At 42.8% G+C, this 24,481-nt stretch carries 5 protein-coding genes; 4 read left to right on the top strand and 1 reads right to left on the bottom strand.

Going from position 1 to position 24,481, the window contains the following annotated elements:
* Positions 1–6,471: a non-ribosomal peptide synthetase gene (locus BM350_RS17375; protein WP_090917034.1), complete on the top strand. Its 6,471-nt coding sequence runs from the start codon at positions 1–3 to the stop codon at positions 6,469–6,471.
* Positions 6,468–21,374: a non-ribosomal peptide synthetase gene (locus BM350_RS17370; RefSeq protein WP_090948282.1), complete on the top strand. Its 14,907-nt coding sequence runs from the start codon at positions 6,468–6,470 to the stop codon at positions 21,372–21,374. Before BM350_RS17375 ends, BM350_RS17370 begins: the two co-directional genes overlap by 4 nt.
* A 107-nt stretch (positions 21,375–21,481) precedes the next feature.
* Here the strand turns inward: BM350_RS17370 and ybaK are convergent, their stop codons facing one another.
* Positions 21,482–21,955: a Cys-tRNA(Pro) deacylase gene (gene ybaK / locus BM350_RS17365; protein WP_090917038.1), complete on the bottom strand. Its 474-nt coding sequence runs from the start codon at positions 21,953–21,955 to the stop codon at positions 21,482–21,484.
* A 121-nt stretch (positions 21,956–22,076) separates the two neighbouring features.
* Here ybaK and rraA point away from each other — a divergent pair, with 121 nt between their 5' ends.
* Together rraA and BM350_RS17355 are read left to right on the top strand one after the other, a co-directional pair.
* Positions 22,077–22,559 (top strand): ribonuclease E activity regulator RraA, encoded by a 483-nt coding sequence (gene rraA / locus BM350_RS17360; RefSeq protein WP_090917040.1) that lies wholly within the window; start codon positions 22,077–22,079, stop codon positions 22,557–22,559.
* A gap of 277 nt (positions 22,560–22,836) precedes the next feature.
* Positions 22,837–24,480: a DUF4430 domain-containing protein gene (locus tag BM350_RS17355; RefSeq protein ID WP_090917042.1), complete on the top strand. Its 1,644-nt coding sequence runs from the start codon at positions 22,837–22,839 to the stop codon at positions 24,478–24,480.
* Position 24,481: the final 1 nt, after the last annotated feature.

Below are 24,481 nucleotides of genomic sequence, written 5' to 3'. Positions count from 1 at the left end.
ATGGGGGAAGTTATCGATATATACGGATTATCACCTTTGCAAAAAGGGATACTGTTTCATACTTTATATGATCAAGATGATGAGCATTCTTTTTCCTACATTGTACAGGTAGGTTTCTTACTCGGTGGTCGATTGGATGTTGCTACTTTCGAAAAGGCCTGGGAATACGTCATTCACCGACATGAGATTCTACGTTCTGTTTTTGTGTGGGAGGAAGTAGAAAAGCCATTGCAAGCTGTTTATCAACGTCTTCCTTTTACTATTCATCGAGAAGACTGGAGCGCTCTTTCATGTGAAGAGAGGGAAAAGAAATTATACCAGTTTTTGGCTGCCGATCGTAGGGAAGGATTTTTGTTAGACGAAGCACCGTTGATGAGAATCACCGCGATTAAAGAAGCAGAAGAAGAAACGAGAATCATTTGGACACATCATCATATTTTGTTGGATGGATGGAGTGTGTCCTTAGTCTTTAGTGAAGTGGTGGAAGTTTATCTCAAGATGATAAAGGAGGAAGTGTTTGATCTTCCTAAGTCCCTTCCTTATAAAAAATATATCCAGTGGATTAATAAACAAGATCGAAGTAAAGCAGAGAAATTTTGGACAGAAGAATTAAAAGGATTTCATGCACCTACGCCATTAGCAATGGGAAGAAGTGACCAGGGGCAGGAGAAGGGTTATGGAGAGAGCGCTTATCGGCTATCTGAGGAACTGACTGAGACTTTACAAGAGTGGGTGCGAAATAGTCAGCTAACATTAAATACGTTAGTACAAGGAGCCTGGGCTTACTTGATGAGCCGGTATAGCGGTGAAAGCGACATCGTATTTGGTGTTACTAGCTCCGGACGTCCTACTGAATTAGTAGGGGCAGAGCAAATGGTTGGTCTATTCATTAACACATTGCCTACCCGAATTCATGTAAAGAATGATACATCAGTAGTAGACTGGCTCCGTAAGATACAGATGAAAGAAATGGAACGGAGACAATACGAGTATAATTCGTTGGTCGATATTCAAGGTTGGAGTGAAGTTCCAAGGAGCAGTACTTTATTTCATACCTTGTATGTGTTCGAAAATTACCCGATCCAAGGAGAGCGCAATGCTGATTTAAGATTACTAGAGGTCCAAAGTGCAGAACAAACAAATTATCCTTTGACGCTCATTGCAATGCCAGGTAAGGAATTTACTTTGAAGTTGATGTATGACCGTCATCATTTTGATGAAGAGACAATTCATCGGGTTCAGGATCATCTATCGCAAACATTAATTCAGATGACAAAAAGCTCAGATTCAAAGCTATCCGAAATTACCCATTTAACAATGGAAGAGCGGACACAACTGCTAGAGAAATGGAATGATACCCAAGTAGAATATTCATCTGAAAGCATGATTCATACGTTATTTGAGCAGCAAGTGGAGAAAACGCCAGAAGCGATTGCGGTTATTTATGAAAATGAGAAACTTACCTATAGAGAGCTGAATGAGCGTGCTAATCAGCTAGCTCACTATTTACAGAAGCGTGGTGTGGGTCCAGAGTCATTAGTCGGTGTATATATGGAACGATCGCCAAAAATGATGATAGCGTTGCTAGGGATTCTAAAGTCAGGAGGAGCTTATGTTCCACTTGATCCTACGTATCCCGAGAATCGGCTACGATATATATTAGAAGATGCTAGAATCGAAGTACTAGTGACGCAAGAAAAGTTAGAAAAAATAGGTATATCCGAACAAATCGAAACAATTTGTATGGATCAAGATCGCATTGCGATTGAACAGGAAGAACCGATCGCATGTACAAGCAGTGTAGCAGGAAAAAATTTAGCATACGTTATGTATACTTCAGGATCTACAGGTAATCCAAAGGGAGTGATGATTGAGCATCATTCGGTGATCAATTATCTTGAATGGATGCAACATCAATATCCACTCTCTGAAAAGGATGTGGTCTTGCAGAAAACACCATTCTCATTTGATGTATCTGTGTGGGAGTTATTTTGGGGTATTAGTGTAGGAGCATGTGTATCCTTCCTGCCTCCAGGTGGAGAAAAGGATCCTTCTATAATAGCTGAAGTGATAGAGAAGCATCGGGTTACCGTTGTCCAATTTGTTCCTTCGATGCTATCTGTTTTTTTAGATCATTTCAATCATATTGATTGGAAACTGAAATGTTCATCCGTGCGTCATGTGTTCTCAGGTGGGGAAGAGCTTAGTCCAGGGTTGGTTAGACGATTTCAACAACACTGGGATCAGAGCGGACAAGTTAAATTGACCAACTTTTATGGACCAACAGAAGCAACCATTTACGTGAATGCATTTGACTGTCAACCCCATCTAGAATTTGTTTCTATTGGTAATCCGATACAAAATATCCAGCTGTATGTATTAGATCAGAATCAGCGTTTGCAATCGATAGGGATAGAGGGTGAGTTGTATATTGGTGGTGCAGGCTTAGCGCGTGGTTACTTAAATCGACCTGATCTTACTGCTGAAAGATTCGTTCCGCATCCGTTTCAATTAGGAGAACGGCTATATCGAACTGGAGATTCAGTAAGATATCTAACTGATGGGAATTTAGAATTTATAGGAAGAATGGACCATCAGGTGAAAGTGCGTGGCTTTCGGATTGAGCTTGGAGAAATTGAAGCGACTTTAGAAAGGCATTCGTCTATTAAAGAGGCAGTCGTGTTAGTGAGAGAAGATCGCCCAGGCGATCAGCGATTGGTAGCTTATGTGATAAGCGATGGAAATATCCAAAATTGGCGAGAGTATCTCCAGAACCAATTACCGAATTACATGGTTCCAGCACACCTTGTAGAGTTGGAATATTTCCCGCTTACTCCGAATGGAAAAATCGACCGAAAAGCCTTACCAGCGCCGGAAGGACAATCTATGGGAGAGTTTAACGTCCTACCAAGAACACCATCGGAAGAGCTCATCGCCTCAGTTTGGAGTCAAGTGTTAGGAATAGAAAATATCGGCATTCAGGACTCTTTCTTTGAACGTGGTGGGCACTCATTACTCGCTACCCAAATCGTCTCTCGATTACAAGAAGCATTCCAGATCAAAATCCCGCTACGTGAACTTTTCAAGTACGATACGGTGGAGGCACTGGCGAAGCGACTGGATCAGTTGTGTAAAGGAGATAAAAAACGAGAGATTCCACCACTTGTACCTATGTCGCGGGAAGAATCTATTCCGCTTTCCTACGCACAGAAACGCCTATGGTTCATTGATCAATTAATGCCAAATAGTGCGATGTACAATATTCATGCAGCATGTCGACTGACAGGGAAATGGTCACTTGAAGCATTGGAGACGGGATGGAATCAGTTGATTGAACGTCATGAATCATTGCGGACAGTAATTCAAGAACGAGAGGGTGAACCCGTTCAACAGGTTCAGTCGCATGTTTTCAACCCCCTCCCTCAAATGGATCTAACAAATCTCTCTCTAGAAGACAGAGAAAGAGAGATGAAACGGCTTATTCAAAACGAAGCAGAGGAACCATTTCATTTGGGACAAGGTCCTTTGATTCGAACACGAATTTTGAAAGTGGACAAAGAGGAATGGGTACTCCTTTGTACGATGCATCATATTATTTCGGATGGGTGGTCAATGGGAATCTTACTCGAAGAATGGATGGCTTTTTATGAAGGAGCGATAAGTGGAAAACCAGTTGAACTGAAGGAGTTACCTGTTCAATATGCGGACTTTGCCCTGTGGCAAAAAGAATGGCAAAAAGAAGAGAATCTTGATCAGCACCTTCAATATTGGAAGGAAGAATTGGCTGGTGAGTTACCGGTCTTGCAATTACCGATGGATCATCCTCGACCTGCTGTTCAAACCCACCGTGGTGCAAGTCAGTCTCTGATGGTGGCGAATTCCTTACGGGAAAAGCTCAAGGAATTAAGTCTACAAGAAGGATCCACTTTATTTATGACCTTGATGGCGGCGTATCAAAGTTTCCTTGCTCGTTATACAGGACAAGACGACATCTTGGTTGGAAGCCCGATTGCGAACCGGAATGTTAAAGAGATTGAAGGATTAATAGGTTTCTTTGCAAATACGTTGGTTTATCGAGCTGATTTCAGTGGAGATCCGACGTTCCAAGAACTTCTGTCGCAGATACGAAAAAAAGCACTAAAAACATACGAGTATCAGGACATTCCGTTTGAGAAAGTGGTAGAAGCTGTAAAACCTGAACGGAATACCAGTCATTCGCCGATTTTCCAAACCATGTTTACCTTACAGAATACGAAACAAGAGTTACCTCAGCTACCTGAAAGAAACATGGAGCTGATGGAAAGTCATACTTCGGTTGCCAAATTTGATTTGAGTTTATTTGCATCGGAGACGGAAGAAGGGTTATTGCTAACCTTTGAATATAATACCGATTTGTTTAATGCTGCAACCATTGAACGAATGGCAGGCCATTTTGAACATTGGTTATATGAAATTGTAACTCACCCAATAGATTCACTATCAAAGCTGAATATGTTATCGAAAGCAGAATATAAGAGGTTACTAGAGGAATGGAATGACACAGGTGTCGTGGCCATACGTGAAAGCACGATTCATACATTGTTTGAGGAACAAGTGGAGAAAACGCCAGATACAATCGCGGTAGTGTGCGAAGCTGAGGAGTTAACGTATCGAGAACTGAACGAACGCTCTAATCAGTTGGCCCATTATCTCCAGAAGAGGGGTGTGGGATGCGAATCATTGGTTGGGATCAGCGTTACACGTTCATCCGAGATGATTGTCGGTCTCTTAGGAATCATGAAAGCAGGAGGAGCGTATGTTCCGATTGATCCTGCGTATCCTGAGAGTCGGATACGGTATATTTTAGCGGATGCTCATATCGAAGTACTGGTGACACAGGAAAAGTTGCAGCAAAAAATGACGTTACCTGAATCGGTTGACATGATTTGTATCGATCGTGATCGAGCAGCGATCGAACAGGAAGTAACGACAGCATGTACGAGTGAAGTGACAAGCGATAATTTAGCTTATATCATTTATACCTCAGGGTCCACTGGTAATCCTAAGGGAGTGATGATTGAGCATCGGAGTACGTTGGCGATGATCCATTGGGCACATCAAACCTATTCCCGACAGGAATTAGCGGGAGTGCTGGCATCAACTTCACTATCTTTTGATCTATCGGTTTTTGAAGTATTTGTTCCTTTGACGAGGGGGGGTAAGGTGATTGTCGCTGAAAGTGCCCTTCATCTGGACAAGTTGTCTACGAAGGATGTGACTTTAGTCAATACTGTGCCATCAGCAGCGAAGGAATTGGTTCGAGCAATGATGATTCCTTCTTCGGTAAAAGTGATGAATTTGGCTGGAGAACCGTTGCCACAGTCACTGGTCCAGCACTTGTATGAGAGAAGTCCGATTGAAAAGGTGTACAACCTATACGGTCCATCCGAAGATACTACTTATTCAACGTATATGAAGCTAGAAAAGGGCGTCATGCACAAGGTACCACCGATCGGTAGACCTATCTCTAACACAGAAGTATATGTACTCAGTGCAAACCAGCAAATGGTCCCGATTGGTGTAGTGGGTGAGCTTTACATTGGGGGATCAGGCTTGGCACGTGGCTACTTAAACCGCCCTGACTTAACAAACGAGCGTTTTATCCCGCATCCATTTAAAGAAGGGGAGCGAGTATATCGGACGGGAGATCTTGTGAGATATCTACCGGACGGGAATTTGGATTATCTCGGTCGGATCGATCATCAAGTGAAGATCCGTGGATTCCGGATTGAGCTAGGGGAGATTGAAGCGACGTTACAAAGTCATTCATCGGTTAACGAAGTCGTTGTGATGGTACGCGAAGATCATCCGGGTGATCAGCGTTTGGTTGCCTATGTAGTGGGAGAAGGAAATGCTTATGCGTGGCGTGATTATCTCAAGACCCAGTTACCAAATTACATGGTTCCGGCACACTTTGTCGAATTGACAGCATTCCCACTCACCACAAATGGGAAAATCGATCGGAAAGCCTTACCTGCACCAGAGCGCAAGGAAGCAGAGGGTGGTTATGTTGCCCCTCGTACACCTACAGAAGAAGCGATTGTTTCGATATGGCATCAAATTTTAGGCACTGAAAATATCGGGATTCATGATTCGTTTTTTGAACTAGGTGGCCATTCATTACTCGCTACACAAGCTGTTTCTAATCTGAATGAAACCTTTGGAATTGAGTTACCACTGCATGATTTATTTACGTATACTACCGTGCAGGAATTGGCAGAACGGGTTAATCAGTTGCGCTGTAGTGGAAATGAGCAAGCGCAGAATGATAGTAAGGAGAATGTAAGTTTTCAAGACTATATTCAAAATGAAGCAGCAGCGAGTAATGATGAAGAGTTACTTGAACTTCTTAAGCAATTGGAAGAGTTATCAGAGGAAGAAGCGCAAGATATATTCGAGAGAAACTTGGTTGAGGAAGGTGTGAGAAAATGAGAAGTGATTTACTTGCAAAGTTGAATTCGCTTTCTCCTGAGAAGAGAGCGTGGCTTCAGAAGCAGATGCAGAAAAAGGAGAATAAAGAAGCGCTTCCGTTGTCCTATGCACAACAACGTTTGTGGTTTATGGATCGATTTAACCCAAACAGTTCATTATATAATATTCCGACAGTATGGCGTCTAAAAGGAAATTGGATACCTGAAGCATTGGAAAAGGGATTAAATCGACTCATTGAGCGTCATGAATCATTACGCACCGTTTTTAAGGAAGTAGGAGACCAACCTGTGCAACATATTGTGGAATTCCTTCCTAGAAAACTACCTGTAGAGGATTATTCTCACTTTCCTCTGGAAGTAAAGGAAAAAGAGATAGAGAGTTTGATTGCTAGGGAAACGCAGGATCCGTTTGATTTAATGAATGGCCCTTTGATTCGTAATCAACTGGTTCAATTAGGGAAAGAGGAATGGTTATTGCTATGTACCATGCATCATATTATTTCTGATGCGTGGTCCATCGGCATATTGATCAATGAATTGCTGGCCTTCTATGAGGAAGAAATGAGTGGGGAGCCTGCTGGACTAAGTTCGCTATCGATTCAATATGCAGACTTTGCGAAATGGCAAAGGCAGTGGTTGCAGGGTGAAGTGCTAGATCGACAACTTACGTATTGGCAGGAAGAATTGTCCGGTGAGCTTCCCATACTACAACTGCCAGTGGATCGCCCTCGACCGGTTACGCAAACGTATGCTGGGGACACGTATCATGTGATGCTTCCTCACACACTACTCAGTTCATTGAAGGATTTAAGTCGACGAGAAGGATCTACCTTATTCATGACCTTAATGGCTGCATATCAGAGCTTTCTTGCTCGTTATACGGGGCAAGAAGATATTCTTGTCGGAAGTCCGATTGCGAATCGGAATCATAAAGGAGTAGAGGGATTAATCGGCTTCTTTGTTAATACGTTAGTCTATCGGGCGGATCTCAGTGGAAATCCGACGTTCCGGGAGATTTTGTCTCAGATAAAGAAAAAGGCGTTGAAAGCGTATGAATATCAAGATATTCCGTTTGAAAAAGTGGTAGAAACTGTACAACCTGAACGGAGCACGAGTCATTCGCCCATCTTCCAGACCATGTTTACGCTACAGAATATAAAACAAGAACGAATAGAGCTGTCTGGGAGAAGCTTGGAAATGATAGAAAGTAATATTTCTATCGCGAAATTTGATTTGAGTTTAACCGCTTATGAGGTGGAAGAAGGTCTATTTGTCTCTTTTGAATACAATACAGATTTATTTGACAGTAGAACCATTGCACGTATGGCAGGGCATTTTGAAAACTGGTTGAACGAAATTGTTCATCATCCAGATGAATCATTTACAAAGCTGTCGATGCTATCGGAAACAGAACAGAAGCAGCTCTTGGAAGAATGGAATGACACTGACGTAGTTTATTCACATGAGAGCATGATTCACGAAATGTTTGAGCAGCAGGTTGCGCGTACACCTGAAGCGGTGGCGGTAGTGTATGAAGGTGGACAGCTGACGTATCAAGAACTCAACGAGAAAGCGAACCAATTGGCACATTATTTACAGAAACGGGATATAGGACCTGAGTCATTGGTCGGTATATGTGTCGAGCGTTCACCCGAAATGATTATTGGTCTCTTAGGGATTCTCAAAGCGGGTGGGGCTTATGTCCCACTGGATCCGAGTTATCCTGAAAATCGCCTGAGATACATTTTAGAGAACTCGCAGATCCAAGTGCTTTTAACAAAGGAAGCGTTACAGGGTTGGTTGCCTGAAGGCATCCAAGCGATTTGTTTGGATCGAGATCAAGCGGCGATTTCTAAAGAGAGTAGCTTGGCGCCAGTGAGCGGAGTGACAGCAAACAACTTGGCGTATATCATTTACACTTCGGGTTCGACAGGGAATCCGAAGGGAGTGATGATTGAACACCACTCGGTTATCAACCGTTTACAGTGGATGCAAAAAAACTATCCATTATCTGAACAGGATACGATTCTTCAAAAAACGCCGTTTTCGTTTGATGTCTCTGTCTGGGAATTATTTTGGTGGTCATTTGTAGGAGCACGTGTTTGTTTACTTCCACCGGGTGGCGAGAAGGATCCTGCAATGATTGAGGAGTGTATTGAGCGATATCGCGTGACTACGATGCACTTTGTTCCGTCGATGTTATCTACTTTCTTGGATTATATGGAACAATCTAAAGCGAAAAAGGACGTATCGTCTTTATGTCAGGTTTTCACCAGTGGAGAAGCGTTAAATACCGAACAGGTTCGCCGGTTTAAGGGTGTGTTTTATGATTTTCAGCAAACGAAGTTAAGCAACTTGTATGGTCCTACAGAAGCGACTGTAGATGTCACTTACTATGATTGTGATTTAGAAAAAGAACCGTTGCTTATTCCGATTGGTCGTCCGATTGATAATACCGAATTGTATGTGCTAGATCAAGGCCAACAGGTGGTACCGATAGGTGTGGCTGGGGAACTTTACCTTGGTGGTATAGGTTTGGCACGTGGTTACTTCAATCGTCCAGAGTTAACTGCCGAACGTTTTATTCCGCATCCATTTAAGGAAGGGGAACGGCTCTATCGGACGGGGGACCTGGTGAGGTATCTGAATGATCGCAACGTGGAGTATATCGGAAGAATAGATAACCAAGTGAAAATCAGAGGATTCCGGATTGAGCTGGGAGAGATTGAAGCGGTCCTACACGATCATTCATCTGTGAAAGAGGCTGTAGTGTTGGTGAAGGAAGATCATCCTGGAGACAAGCGGTTAGTAGCTTATGTGGTGGGTGAAGGAAACACTGGAGAATGGCGCGAGCACCTCAAGACGCAATTACCAAATTACATGGTTCCGGCATACTTTGTCGAGATGGAAGTGATGCCACTCACTCCGAATGGCAAAATCGATCGCAAAGCCTTACTGGCATTGGATGGACAGCCCATGAGCGTAAATATTGTCTCACCGCGAACACCAGTGGAAGAGCTCATCGCTTCGGTATGGAGTCAAGTGCTAGGTATAGGAAATATTGGTGTTCAGGATTCCTTCTTCGAACTTGGTGGCCACTCGCTACTCGCTACTCAAGTTGTCTCACGTTTACAAGAAGTCTTCCAAATCGAACTACCGGTGCGTGAACTGTTTGAGTATTCAACGGTGGAGGAACTGGCGAAGCGACTGGATCAGTTGCGTAAAGGAGACAAAAAACGAGAGATTCCACCGCTTATGCCGATGGAACGAGGAGAAGTCATTCCGCTCTCTTATGCACAACAGCGCTTGTGGTTCATCGACCAATTCACGCCCAATAGTGCACTTTATAATATGCCAATGGTATGCCGTCTTACAGGGAATTGGGTACCCGAAGCATTGGAGACGGGATGGAATCAGCTGATAGAGCGTCATGAATCATTGCGGACGGTGTTTCATGAAGTGGATGGTCATCCTGTGCAGCAGATTCAGCCGTATGTTTTCCGGTCTCTTCCCCAAATGGATTTAACTGTGCTTTCTCCGGAAGAGCGAGACGCAGAAGTTAAACGTTTAATTCAGCAAGAAACAGAAGTGCCATTTGACTTAGAAGAGGGCCCACTGATTCGGACAATCGTCTTGCGAGTGGGAGAAGAGGAATGGATCCTCCTCTGCACCCTGCATCATATCGTTTCGGATGGATGGTCGATGGGAGTCCTACTTGAAGAATGGATAGCTTTCTATGAGGAAGCAACGGATGAGAAGGTAGCAGAGCTTGAACCATTACCGGTTCAATATGCGGACTTTGCTCAGTGGCAAAAGGGATGGTTGAGGGAAGAAGTGCTTGAACAGCAACTCAACTATTGGCAGGAAGAATTGTTTGGTGAGCTTCCTGTGCTACAACTGCCGACGGATCACCCGCGTCCTGCGGTGCAAACTCATCGCGGATCGACACACACTGTGTTGCTGTCACGTTCGTTACGCGACAAACTGAACGAACTCAGTCGTCAAGAAGGGTCGACGCTCTTTATGACCCTGTTGGCTGCGTATCAAAGCTTCCTTTCTCGTTATACAGGACAAGAAGATATTCTCGTCGGAAGTCCAATTGCGAATCGTAATTACAGAGAGATTGAAGGATTAATCGGTTTCTTCGTGAACACGTTGGTTTATCGGGCTGATCTGAGTGGCGCACCGACATTCCAAGAGTTGTTGTCTCAGGTGCGTCAAAAGGCACTGAAAGCATATGAATATCAAGATATTCCATTTGAAAAAATTGTAGAAGTTGTGCAACCTGAGCGGAGTACAAGTCATTCTCCGATCTTCCAGACGATGTTTATCTTACAAAATATGAAACAAGAGCTTCCAGTGTTGTCTGGTAGAAGAATCGAAATGATAGAAAGCCATAATTCGATCGCAAAATTTGATTTAAGTGTAATGGCAGCCGAGGCAGAAGAAGGATTAATTTTCTCTTTTGAATACAATAAGGATTTATTTGATGTTACAACCATCGAACGAATGGCAGGACATTTTGAAAACTGGCTACATGAAGTTTCTCATCATCCACAAAAACCGTTGAATAGTTTGAGTATGCTCTCCGAATTTGAGCGTGATTTGTTATTAGAGACATGGAATGACACTGCAATGGAAATGTCCCAAGAGGGTCTTATTTGCGATAGATTTGAGGACAAAGTAGCACGATGTCCCGATGCGATTGCAGTGGTCGATCAAATGAGAGAGTGGACCTACGGTGAACTGGATGCGAGGGCAAATCAGTTGGCACATGTTTTGCAGAAAAAAGGGGTTGTTCCTGAATCAGTTGTGGGTGTCTACCTCCCAAGATCGGCTGAGCTCATGGCAAGTTTACTTGGCATATTAAAAGCTGGCGGGGCCTATGTCGTTCTAGATCCGTTGTATCCGAAATCACGGTTACAATACATGATTGAAGATGCAGGGATCCAAATCGTAGTGACGACAGCAGCGCAAGAAAGCCTTTCCGAACAGGTCGAAACGGTGAGATTAGAAGAAATAATAGATGAAAGTGTGATCGCACCGAAGCGGCAAGTGAAACCGGAGCACTTAGCTTATATCGTTTACACCTCTGGTTCCACAGGAAAGCCAAAGGGTGTCATGGTCGAATATCGTTCATTGATGAATATGGTCTATTGGCATCAAGCGGTATACCAAATTACAGAACAGGATCGTGCGACTCAAATTGCGGGGATTGCCTTTGACTCAGCCGTTCAAGAGATTTGGCCTTATCTCACTGCTGGTGCAGCACTATACTTGTCGACAGAAGAGTTGCGAATCAATCCAGAGGCTCTACGAGATTGGCTCATTGATTCACGGATCACGGCTAGCTTTGCCCCTACACCTATTCTGGAAAGACTCTTGAAATTATCTTGGCCAGAGAAGACGGATCTCCGTTTTATCATTACGGGAGGAGATCAGTTAACACAGTATCCATCTGAACAAATCCCTTTTGCGGTGATTAATCAGTATGGTCCATCGGAAAATACCGTCGTTACCACTGATTGTTACGTGCCTGTAGGAATGACAACAGGTACTCCGTCGATTGGTCGACCGATTGCGAATACAGAAGTATATGTATTAGATCCTCACCTTCAGCCGGTGCCAGTGGGTGTGATTGGAGATCTCTATATCGGAGGAAAGAGCCTTGCTCGTGGCTATGTCAATCGTCCGGAACTCACAGAGGAAAAATTTATTCCGCATCCGTTTGAGTCAGGGAAACGTCTCTATTGTACTGGGGACAAAGCAAGTTATCTTCCTGACGGTGATCTCCAGTTCAATGGTCGTACGGATGACCAAGTAAAAATTCGTGGTTTCCGGATTGAACTGGGAGAAGTTGAAGCAACTTTGCAGGCGCATTTGTCTGTAAAAGAAGCTGTTGTACTGGTAAGAGAGGATCATCCAGGAGACAAACGATTGGTAGCTTATGTAGTTGGTGAAGGAAGTGTTCATGAATGGCGGGAGCATCTGCAAACACATTTACCGAATTACATGGTTCCGGCACACTTTGTCGAGATGGCATTTTTACCACTCACACCGAATGGAAAACTCGACTTAAAAGCATTGCCTGTACCTGATGAACCATCTACTGAAAATACTGTATACCCACGAACTCCGATGGAAGAGCTCGTCGCATCGGTATGGAGTCAAGTGCTAGGCATAGAAAATATTGGTGTCCAGGATTCCTTCTTCGATCGAGGTGGCCACTCGTTGCTCGCTACCCAAGTTGTATCTCGGTTAAAAGAGGCATTACAAATCGAACTGCTAGTACGTGAACTGTTTGAGCATTCAACAGTAGAGGCGTTGGCGAAGCGACTGGATCAATTGCGTAAAGGAGACAAAAAACGAGAGATTCCACCGCTTATGCCGATGGAACGGGGAGAAGCCATTTCGCTCTCTTATGCCCAACAGCGCCTGTGGTTCATCGACCAATTCACGCCTAATAGCGCACTTTATAATATACCGATGGTATGCCGTCTTACAGGGAATTGGGTACCCGAAGCATTGGAGACGGGATGGAATCAGCTGATAGAGCGTCATGAATCTTTGCGAACGGTGTTCCATGAAATGGATGGTCATCCTGTGCAGCAGATTCAACCGTATGCTTTCCGATTCCTTCCCCAAATAGATCTAACTACGCTTTCTTCCGAAGAGCGAGAAAGCGTAATGGAAAAATGGATCCAAAACGAAGCCGAAGCGCCATTTGACTTAGGACAAGGTCCGTTGATCCGTGGGCAAATCGTACGAATCGCAGAAGAAGAATGGGTTCTTCTTTGTACCATGCATCATATTATCTCGGATGGCTGGTCGATGGAAATCTTGCTCCAAGAATGGATGGCATTCTATGAAGAAGCGGTTGGTGGAAAACCAGCAGAACTCGCACCATTACCGGTTCAATATGCCGACTTTGCCCAATGGCAAAGGGAATGGATGAAAGAAGAAGTACTTGATCAGCAACTTGCATATTGGAAGGAAGAGCTATCTGGCGAGTTACCAGTCTTAATGTTGCCGATGGATCGTCCTCGTCCTGCGGTGCAAACCCATCGTGGATCAACACACACTGTGTTGTTATCACGCTCGTTACGCGACAAACTGAACGAACTTAGTCGTCAAGAAGAGTCGACGCTCTTCATGACTTTACTGGCATCGTATCAAAGCTTCCTCGCTCGTTATACAGGACAATCGGATATTCTTGTCGGAAGCCCGATTGCAAACCGGAATTATCGCGAGATTGAAGGGTTGATTGGTTTCTTCGTCAACACGTTGGTTTATCGGGCTGATCTGAGTGGCGCACCGACATTCCAAGAGTTGTTGTCTCAAGTACGGACAAAAGCATTGAAGGCGTATGAATACCAAGATGTTCCGTTTGAAAAGATTGTAGATGTCATACAACCCGAGCGAAGTACAAGTCATTCTCCGATCTTCCAAACCATGTTTACCTTGCAAAACACGCAACAAGAGCTTCCAGAGCTTCATGGAAGAAGTTTAGAAGCGATGGAAAGTCATGCTTCGATCGCCAAGTTTGATTTGAGTTTAAGCGCCGCAGAGGTGGAAGAGGGTTTATTCCTTTGTTTTAACTATAAGAATGATTTATTTGATATTGTAACGATCAGACGTATGGCTGAGCATTTTGAAAACTGGTTGAAGGAAATCGTGGAACATCCCGATAAATCACTGACGAAGTTGACGATGCTTTCGGAATTAGAGAAGCAATTACTGGAAGAGTGGAATGATAATGCTGTAGCGTATCCAGGTGAGAGTGTGATCCATAAACTGTTTGAAGATCAAGTGAATCGTGCACCTGACACGGTGGCGGTGGTGGATGAAAATCAGCAGTTGACGTACCGAGAGCTGAATGAGAAAGCAAACCAATTGGCCCATTATCTCCAGAAATGTGGGATTGGGGCCGAGTCATTGGTCGGTCTCTGCTTCCAGCGTTCAGTTGAGATGATTGTCGGTCTCATGGGGATCTTGAAAGCTGGGGCAGCTTATGTTCCATTGGATCCATCGTATCCAGAAAGCCGCCTACGATATATTCTGGAGGACACAGGGATTCAAGTATTGGTCACGAACGAAGCATTAATAGGTTGGATACCGGAAGGAATCGAAGCAGTTTGTTTGGATCGGGATCAAGCGATGATCTCGCGAGAAAGCACCCTTTCACCAATATGTGAAGTGACAGGAGAAAACTTGGCTTATGTAATCTATACTTCGGGATCAACAGGGAATCCGAAGGGAGTTATGGTAGAGCATCACAATGTGATTCGTTTATTTAAATCAACGGAATGTTGGTATCAGTTTGATGAAAAAGATACTTGGACGCTTTTCCATTCTTATGCATTTGATTTCTCAGTATGGGAAATTTGGGGAGCATTACTCTATGGCGGAAGATTGGTTGTTGTTCCTTACTGGATCAGTCGATCGCCCAAGGATTTCTATCAACTGTTAGTAAAGGAAAAGGTTACGGTTCTTAATCAGACACCATCCGCATTTCGACAATTGATACAAGTGTGTGAACAAGAAGATGAGAATAAAAACTTGCATTTGCGCTATGTCATATTTGGTGGGGAAGCACTCGATCCTACCAGCTTGCTACCATGGTTTCAAAGGTATGGAGAGCAGAACCCGCAGCTAATCAATATGTATGGAATTACCGAAACTACCGTTCATGTTACGTATTATCCAATTACTCAAGATGATGTAAAGCATTCTTCAAGAAGTAATATCGGAAAGCGGATTCCAGATTTAGAAGTGTATGTGCTAGACAATTGTCAACAGCCTGTGCCTATTGGCGTAGCTGGTGAACTATATATTGGTGGAGCGGGACTCGCACGTGGGTATTTAAACAGACCCGAATTGACTGCAGAACGTTTCATTTCTCATCCATTTAGTAGTGACCCGGGAGCGCGATTATATCGGACAGGAGACTTAGCGAGATACTTGCCGGATGGAAATCTGGTTTGTTTTTTGCGGATTGATCACCAGGTGAAAATCCGTGGTTTCCGAATTGAGCTCGGGGAAATTGAATCTGCTTTAAACGCACATGCATCCGTAAAAGAGGCTGTTGTAATTGTTCGAGAAGATCAGCCGGGTGATAAGCGATTGGTGGCATATGTCGTGGGTGATGGGAATGTAGGTGAGTGGAGAGATTATCTCAAGGCGGAACTACCAAGCCATATGGTTCCTTCCGGATTTGTGATGATGGAAGCTATTCCACTAACTGCTAACGGTAAAGTTGATCGTGAGGCCTTGCCTGTACCGGAGGAGAAGAAAATCGAAAGTGAATGTGTGGCACCCCGGAATGGTAAAGAAGAAACACTGGCTATCATTTGGAAGCAAGTATTAGGGATTAAAAAGGTGGGAATCCATGATAACTTCTTTGAAATTGGTGGAGACTCGATTCTCAGCATTCAGATTGTCTCTCGTGCGAAGCAAGCAGGTTTGCATTTGACACCAAAGCAAATGTTTGAACACCAAACGATTGCCGAGTTGGCGCAAGTAGTCAAGGAAGAACAGGGTGTACAAGCAGAGCAGGGAGTTGTAACTGGAGAACTGATCCTTACACCAATCCAGCAATGGTTTTTTGCACAAGATCATCCTAACCCACACCATTGGAATCAATCCATGTTTTTTAGAACAAAAGAGCGATTGGATATAATATTACTGGAAAAAGCTGTGCGTACCCTTCTAATCCATCATGATGCTTTGCGTTTAAGATATGAAGGTTTACCGGATGGAGCTTGGAAACAGCGGAACGAAGGGATCGAAGAACAATCGACACTGACCGTGATTTCATTAGACGAAGTGCCGCAAACAGAATGGCATCAAGTGATTCAAACGGAGATTGACGCTGCACAAGCAAGCTTACACTTACACGCAGGACCGCTAATGAGAATGGTGTATTTTGATGAAGGTGAGAAAAGAGCCGGTCGATTATTCTGGGTGATTCATCACTTAGTAGTGGATGGTGTCTCTTGGCGGATTTTATTGGAGGATCTACAAACGGCGTATAATCAAGCGAGCCAGGATCAGAAGATCCAATTACCTATGAAGAGCACATCCTTTAAAGCGTGGTCGGAGAAATTGCATCATTACGCTGAAGCTGGGATTGCGCAAGAAGTGTGTGATTACTGGGAGCGGCAGTTCGAACAAGAAGTGGCTATGCTACCAGTGGATGCCACCCTCGAAGATCCAACAAACACAGCAACTGAGGAGATTACCGTGGTGCTGGATGAGAAAGAGACCTGTGCGTTATTGCAAGAGATTTCAAGCACCCATCGTGTCCAAATCAATGAAGTACTATTGGCAGCATTGGTACAGGCTACGGCAGCATGGACAGGTCAATCGACGCTGACCGTGGATCTGGAGGGTCATGGTCGAGAAGAGATTATTGAAGACATTGACCTATCGAGAACCGTGGGATGGTTTACAAGTATTTATCCTGTTCACTTAAATATTACAGATGCCAACACGCCAATTGCAGCATTAAAAGCAGTCAAAGAACAAGTGCGCCAAATTCCTAATAAGGGCGTTGACTATGGGATTTTGCGGTACTTGAATCCAGCGATGCATGAGCGGTTGGAGTCTCAGCCTACACCGTCCATTAGTTTTAACTATCTTGGACAATTTGACCAAATGTTCTCTGACGATGCGATGGTTGTTCCGGAGACCGGATTTACGCGCTTAGACCATGCTCCTGGTTCCAAGCGATCACATTTAATCGATATAATCGGAATTGTAACCGATGGAAAACTTCAGTTCACTTGGGTGTACAATGTTGGACAGTTTGCGAAGTCAACCATTCAAAGTGTTGCAGAGAATATGCTCCATCAACTGAGTAGATTGATTTACTCTTCGGATGGAGAATCTGCGCTGACCATTTCGGATTTTGCGATGGCAAATCTCACCCAAGCAGATTTAAACAAAGTACTATCTAAGATGAATCGTGGAAAGAATCAACCGATTACCGACCTGTATCCACTATCACCTTTGCAGGAAGGCATGCTCTTTCATACGCTGCATGATCAAGGGGATGAACATGCAGCGCCGTATATGGTGCAATTAAATTTCCTGCTTAGAGGGAAATTGGATATCCTTACATTTGAGCAGGCGTGGAAATCGGTGATTCAGCGGCATGAGATCTTTCGTTCAGCATTTGTGTGGGATGAGATTGAAGAGCCCTTACAAGTGGTGTATGAACATATCCCATTTAAGCTGAATGAAGTGGATTGGCGTACGTTGTCTGATGAGGAAAAAGAAGAGAAACGAAAAGCCTTTTTGGCATCGGATCGAAAACAAGCCTTTCTTTTTGATGAAGCGCCATTGATGCGGGTGACTGTCATTCAAGAAGCGGAGGAAGAATATCGGATTGTTTGGACGCATCACCATATTTTGTTGGATGGATGGAGCCTGCCACTGGTATTTAACGAATTGCTTACAGTGTACCAGAAGAGGATGAAAGGAGAGGCTGTGGATTTACCTAAGTCACCGCCATACAAGAAGTATATTCAGTGGCTGAAAGAGCAGGATCAGGAGCAAGCGGAAAAATTCTGGAGAGAGAAACTCAGAGGCTTTACAGCGCCAACCCTGCTTGGCTTAGAAAGTAAGGAGCAAGAAAAAGGTTACACAGAGAAGGTAACTTATTTATCAGAAGAGCAAACCCAAGCGTTACAAAACTGGGCGAAGCGCAATAGGCTCACTTTGAATACGGTAATTCAAGGTGCGTGGGCGTATCTCATGAGCCGGTATAGCGGAGAAGATGACATTGTCTATGGTGTAACTAGCTCAGGACGCCCTACGGAGATTATTGATGTTGAAAACATTGTAGGTCCTTTTATTACCACATCACCGACGCGAATTCAGTTGATAGATGATATAAAAGTAATGGATTGGTTGCAGAAGATACAAGAGGAAGAGATAGAAAGAAGACAATATGAATATGCTTCTTTGACGGAGATTCAAGGATGGAGTGAAGTTCCTAGAGGAACTCCGCTGTTCCATAGTTTGTATGTGTTTGAAAATTACCCAGTGAAAGAGGAGTCTTCAGGAAATCTAGAAATTGGTGACTTGGAAGGAGTAGAGCAAACTCATTATCCATTAGGATTGACAGTTGTTCCAGAAAGCCAGTTGTTGTTAAAGTTGAAGTATGATCGTAGCAAATTTAATGGCCTCACCATTGAAAGGATGCTGGGTCATTTAAGCCAGGTGTTAAAGCAAATGATCGAGAACGTTGATCAAACTCTGTCGGAGCTGGTGTATGTTACGGAAATAGAACAGAAACAACTACTGGAAGAATGGAATGATAATGGAGCAGCGTATCCACGTGAGAGTGTGATCCACAAACTGTTTGAAGATCAAGTGGATCGTACACCTGATGCGGTGGCAGTAGTGGATGAAAATCAGCAGTTGACGTATCGAGAGCTGAATGAGAAGGCAAACCAATTGGCCCATTATCTTCAGAAATGTGGAGTTGGGACGGAGTCATTGGTCGGGCTTTGTTCCCAACGTTCAGTTGAGATGATTGTCGGTCTCATGGGAATCTTGAAAGCTGGATCAGCCTATGTTCCGTTGGATCCATCGTATCCAGAAAGTCACCTACGATATATTCTGGAGGACACAGGAATTCAAATATTGGTTACGAATGAAGTATCACAAGGTTGGATACCTGAAGAAGTTGAAACAGTTTGTTTGGATCGGGATCAAGCAATGATTTCGCAAGAAAACACCCTTTCACCAATATGTAAAGTGACAGGAGAAAACTTGGCGTATGTTATCTACACTTCAGGTTCGACCGGGAATCCAAAAGGGGTTTTGGTGCAGCATCATTCGGTATTAAATTTATCCTATGGTTTACAAAAAGAGGTTTTTTTACATCGGACACCTGTTAACATGCGTGTTGGTCTAAATGCCTCAATCGCCTTTGATTCATCCGTTAAACAATTACAAATGCTTTTGTATGGTTCTAGTTTGTATATTATTTCAAACGAAGTTCGCAGTGATCCTCAACAGTTTGTATCTTATATTCGGGAGAATAAGTTGGAAATGTTCGATATAACACCTTCACTACTCCAATTACTCATAGATGAGGGGTTGTTAGAAACAAACGATAGTGTTCATGTTCCAAGCAAGGTACTGGTCGGTGGCGAAGCAATTGTGCCGTCACTGTGGGAACAATTAGTAAAGGCTGACAAGATCCATTTTTATAACGTGTATGGTCCTACAGAATGTACTGTTGATGCGACATGCTATCGTATCAAAAAAGACAGTAAAAGAGTAACCATTGGTCGTCCGTTGCCGAACGTTCAAGCCTATGTATTGGATGGGAATTTGCTACCTGTTCCAATTGGTGTAACGGGTGAACTTTATATTGGCGGGGCAGGCTTAGCGAGAGGATACTTGAATCGTCCAGAGTTAACGTCCGAACGTTTTATTCCTCATCCATTTAATGAAGGGGAACGGTTATACCGGACGGGAGATCTAGTCCGCTATTTAGCTGATGGCCATTTGGATTATCTGGGAAGAATCGATAATCAAGTGAAAATTCGAGGCTTCCGGATTGAGCTTGGAGAGATTGAAGCGAAATTAGAAAGTCATCCATCGGTGAAAGAAGCAGTAGTCTTGATAAGAGAGGACCAACCAGGAGATCAGAGATTGGTTGCCTATGTGGTGGGTGAAGGAAGTATGCATGAATGGCGTGAACATCTCAAGAGACAAGTACCGAATTATATGGTTCCTGCACACTTTATTGAGGTAGAAGCGATTCCGCTTACAACAAATGGGAAGGTTGATCGAAAGGCACTGAACAGCTTAACGGTTCAAAGAGAAAGTACCTTTTCTACACCAATCGTCCCACGGGATGAAATCGAGTATCAGCTGATTACAATCTGGCAGGATGTGCTACAGATAGAAGATGTCCATGTAAACGATGATTTCTTCGATAGAGGGGGGCACTCTCTCCTAGTAATCAAATTGATTTCAAAGGTCAGAGAGAAATTTGGAAAAGAGATTAAGGTGTCCGCACTGATTGAGAACCCGACAGTGGAAGGGATCGCTTGTCTCATCCGTGACAATCATGGTATGGAAAAATCGTTATCGGTTCTGATTCCATTACAAGAATCAGAGAAAAGGCCTTTCTTCTGTGTTCATCCGTTTATGGGTAATGTATTCTGTTACATTCAGCTAGCAAGGCTACTCAAGGATCACTGCTCATTTTATGGTTTACAGAATCCTCTCGTAGAGAAAGAAGGAATGGACGGGTTGACTTTGTTGGAAGTAGTTCAACTCTACATCGAGGAAATGAAGCGAGTTCAGCCAGAGGGGCCGTATCGTCTGGGAGGATGGTCTCTGGGCGGTGCCATCGCCTATGAAATCGCAACTATACTACGGAACCAGGGAGAAGAAGTTGAGGTGTTGGTACTAATGGATACTAAGGTGCCTTCAGAAAAGGATTACAAGACAGAGGATAAAATGCTATCTTATATATTGGAGCATTTCATCCATTTAGAGCTAGTGGATCAGGAAGAAGAGCTCGTTCATCAACAGGACATGCTTGTTGAGCAATTAATTTTGGAAGGAGTGCTCCCGTTTGATGCAGATCTTACGAATTTGAAGCAAATTATCAATGCTCACAGGAAGTGTCTAAATTTAATGGCAGAGCATGTTTTAACGCCATATTTTGGGGACGTCATCTACTTCAGTGCCGAAGAAGGCAGAGAGTTGTTCACGGATTGGAAGCCGTGGTTACGGGGGAAAGTGAATAAGTATTCGGTGCCTGGGTCGCACGAGGAGATCGTCTTCTCCCCGGCTGTGGAAAAGATATCCAAATATCTCGTAAATGAATTAGAAGGGATAGAGGGAGCGTACCTTTCGTTAACCACAAAGTAGAGTGTCTAGAAAGATACAACTTTATGAACACAAATTTTCCTTTTTCATACCGATCACACTTTAAATTAAATAAACAAAACCTGTCTCATCTGTTGAGACAGGTTTTGTTATAAAGTAATGGAAGCAGGTGTTGCATTACTACCTTTAATTAGGTCAGCGCCGTTCATAAAAATTTGTAATCCTCTTTTTCCAGCACTAATGCTAATTGGATTTAAATTTGCAGCAGATTCGTCAATAAAGAGTGGATAATTTTTCTTCACACCAAGTGGTGAAACACCACCGCGTATGTATCCTGTTAATCCGAGTATTTCTTTCATTGGAACCATTTCAACTTTTTTATTTTTACTTGCAGATGCTAGCGCTTTTAAATTAAGCTCTTTATGCGAAGGGATACAAGCCATAATTACCCCAGTTTTATCGCCGCGAAGGACGAGTGTTTTAAAGACTTGTTCTAATTGTAAATGAACTTTCTCAGCGACATGTTTCGCATCTAAGTTCTCCTCATCCCATTCATATTCGTGAACTGTATATGTGATTTTGTGCTTATCTAATAAACGACAAGCATTTGTTTTACTACTCATTTTCCACACTTCCTTTTTTATTTCTTCTTTTTAGTATACAAAATTTCGCAAATTAAGACAGGGAAAATAGGAATGGACAAGAATATGTAACATAAATCGTGAAAAGGAAAGAGGGAAAATGATGTGGAAAACGACTGATCTTTATGATGCAAATGAAATGGAAGTGCAAGTATGTAAACCATTATTTCAATCGTATGGAAAGAAAAAGCAGTTTCACGGAAAAATCGCGACGGTGAAAGTTAAAGATGATAACGTACTCGTAAAAAGGGCGCTAGAGATGGTGCCAGAGGGAACGGTATTAGTTGTAGATGGAGAGGGTTCAACAAATTGCGCATTACTCGGTGATAACTTAGCAAACATAGCAAGAGAACGGAATTTAGCTGGCATCATTATCTATGGATGTGTTCGTGATTACGCGGAGCTTCAGAAAATAGAACTCGGTATTTTAGCAATTGCGACGATGCCAAAGCGAAGTGTGAAAGAAGGGAAGGGCGAAGCAAATATTCCGGTGTCTTTTGGCGGAGTTTCTTGGATTCCAGGAAATTATGTTTATGTTGACGAAGATGGTGTAATTGTATGTGAAAAAGAAATTCATCATGAGTGATGATATAAAAAGTAAGGGAATGAAAATACTATTCTTCTTAAGACGGAAATATGAGAAATGATAGACAAAAAAATATATAAATAGTAAAATAGTACAGAATTTTGTAACATTATGGATTTGTAAGAGCGCAATATTTTATGGTGTAAAAAGTTGTTGTTTCCTACATAAAGGGAGAAACAAATATGCATTCATTGAATATTCGTTTCTCCGTGTGTTTATACGCACCCATTGTGGGTATTTTTTATGTGATTTTTAGTAGAGGGGAGGATTCATCAGTATGACGAACATGAAAAAGTGGTTATTAACGTCATTTATGACAGTTGCATTGGTTGTTTTATCTTTTGCAAATACTGTACATATTACGTTTGCTGAAGGAAATACAGCAACGTTAGCAATTGTTGGAGATTCGCAAAAAGGAATGATGCTATGTCCAAAAGAAGTTGCAATTCAAGATGGAGAGACAGCCTATAGTTTGCTCCAAAAAGAAATGGGTAATAAAGTAACAGCAGAAAATACAAAATACGGTCCATATATTAAAGGTATTGATGGATTAATGGCTGGTGCAACAAGCGGGTGGACATATGAGGTGAATAATCAGTCACCAATGGTTGGAGCAGATAGCTATAAATTAAAGGCTGGAGATGTTGTAGCGTATCGCTATGTTGTTGATTGGAACAATATGAGTCAAGAAACTTTGCAGCAAGTGTTAGATAAACTTGGTACATGTAAGAAACAACCGGATACGGAAAAACCAAATACAGATAAGCCAGATGCACCAAAACCACAAGAACCTACAAAGGTTGATGTAACAAAGAAAGTTGATGAAGCGATTGCAAAAACTGCTCAAAAGATGATGCAAGATGGTATTGAGGGTGACTGGGTAATGATAGGACTTACTCAATCAGGCCAAGAAGTTGCTCGAGATGTAAAGTCTAGTTATTTACAATCGTTAGGAGAACGTGTTGCAGAAAAAGAAAATAAATTTTCTTCTACGGAATTAGCACGTACTATTTTAGCGGTTACAGCAGTAGAAGGAGATCCAACAAATATTGCAAGTAATAACTTAATTTCAAAGCTGTATAACTTTGAAAAAACAGAATCTATTACAGATTACATTTATAGTTTAATTGCGTTAGATACAAAAAAATATGAAGTGCCAGCGAATGCAAAATGGAACCGTGATGCCTTAATTAAAGCTATTTTAAAATTACAACATACAGACGGTAGCTGGGCGTACATGGGTAATTTAGAGGAACCAGGTGATGTTGATATAACAGGGATGGCTCTTGTCGCATTAGCACCATATCAAGAACAAGCAGAAGTAAAGCAATCGTTAGAAAAAGCAAAGCAATATTTAGTTCGTACACAAACAGATAAAGGTGGATTTTTATCTGGTAGTGGAGAAAATTCCAACAGTGTAGCGCAGGCGGTACTTGGGCTTGCGGCAGCTGGTATCGATCCAACAAGTGCTGCATTTACGAAAAATAATTATAATGCGGTCCAAAATCTACTATCTTACCAACTGGAAAATGGTGGTTTTAAATGGTTGCCAGTTGATACGGAAGAAAATGGCATGGCAACGGAGCAAGCGATGTTAGCGCTTGTGCAATATAAGAACTTTTTAACGGGGAAAGGCTCTGTTTATGATTGGACAAAAACGTCAACAAATGAAGGAAATAAACCAACTGACGAGTCAAAGCAACCAACAAATGAGCAGCCTAAAGTAGAAGAACTGCAAAAGCAAACAAATGAACCTTCTGCTTCAAACGATGAAAACCAATCTGTACAAAAAGATACGAAAGTAGAGAATCGCTACTTACCAGAGACAGGTATGTCAGGCAGAGACATTGCTACGTCAACTGCACTAGGCGTATTATGTATGACCAGTGCATATGTATTATGGAGAAGAAAAGCGGCTTGAC

This window comes from Bacillus sp. 103mf, from assembly GCF_900116295.1.
GTDB classification, from domain to species: Bacteria; Bacillota; Bacilli; order Bacillales; family Bacillaceae_G; genus Bacillus_A; species Bacillus_A bruguierae.
The sequence above is the reverse complement of the archived record's forward strand: the minus strand, read 5'-3'. Positions and strand labels throughout refer to the sequence as shown.

Bases quoted from the DNA above. Each gene is read 5' to 3' on its own strand.
- BM350_RS17370 (WP_090948282.1), top strand. From the start codon at position 6,468: ATGAGAAGTGATTTACTTGCAAAGTTGAATTCGCTTTCTCCTGAGAAG.
- ybaK (WP_090917038.1), bottom strand. From the start codon at position 21,955: ATGAGTAGTAAAACAAATGCTTGTCGTTTATTAGATAAGCACAAAATC.
- BM350_RS17375 (WP_090917034.1), top strand. From the start codon at position 1: ATGGGGGAAGTTATCGATATATACGGATTATCACCTTTGCAAAAAGGG.
- rraA (WP_090917040.1), top strand. From the start codon at position 22,077: ATGTGGAAAACGACTGATCTTTATGATGCAAATGAAATGGAAGTGCAA.
- BM350_RS17355 (WP_090917042.1), top strand. From the start codon at position 22,837: ATGACGAACATGAAAAAGTGGTTATTAACGTCATTTATGACAGTTGCA.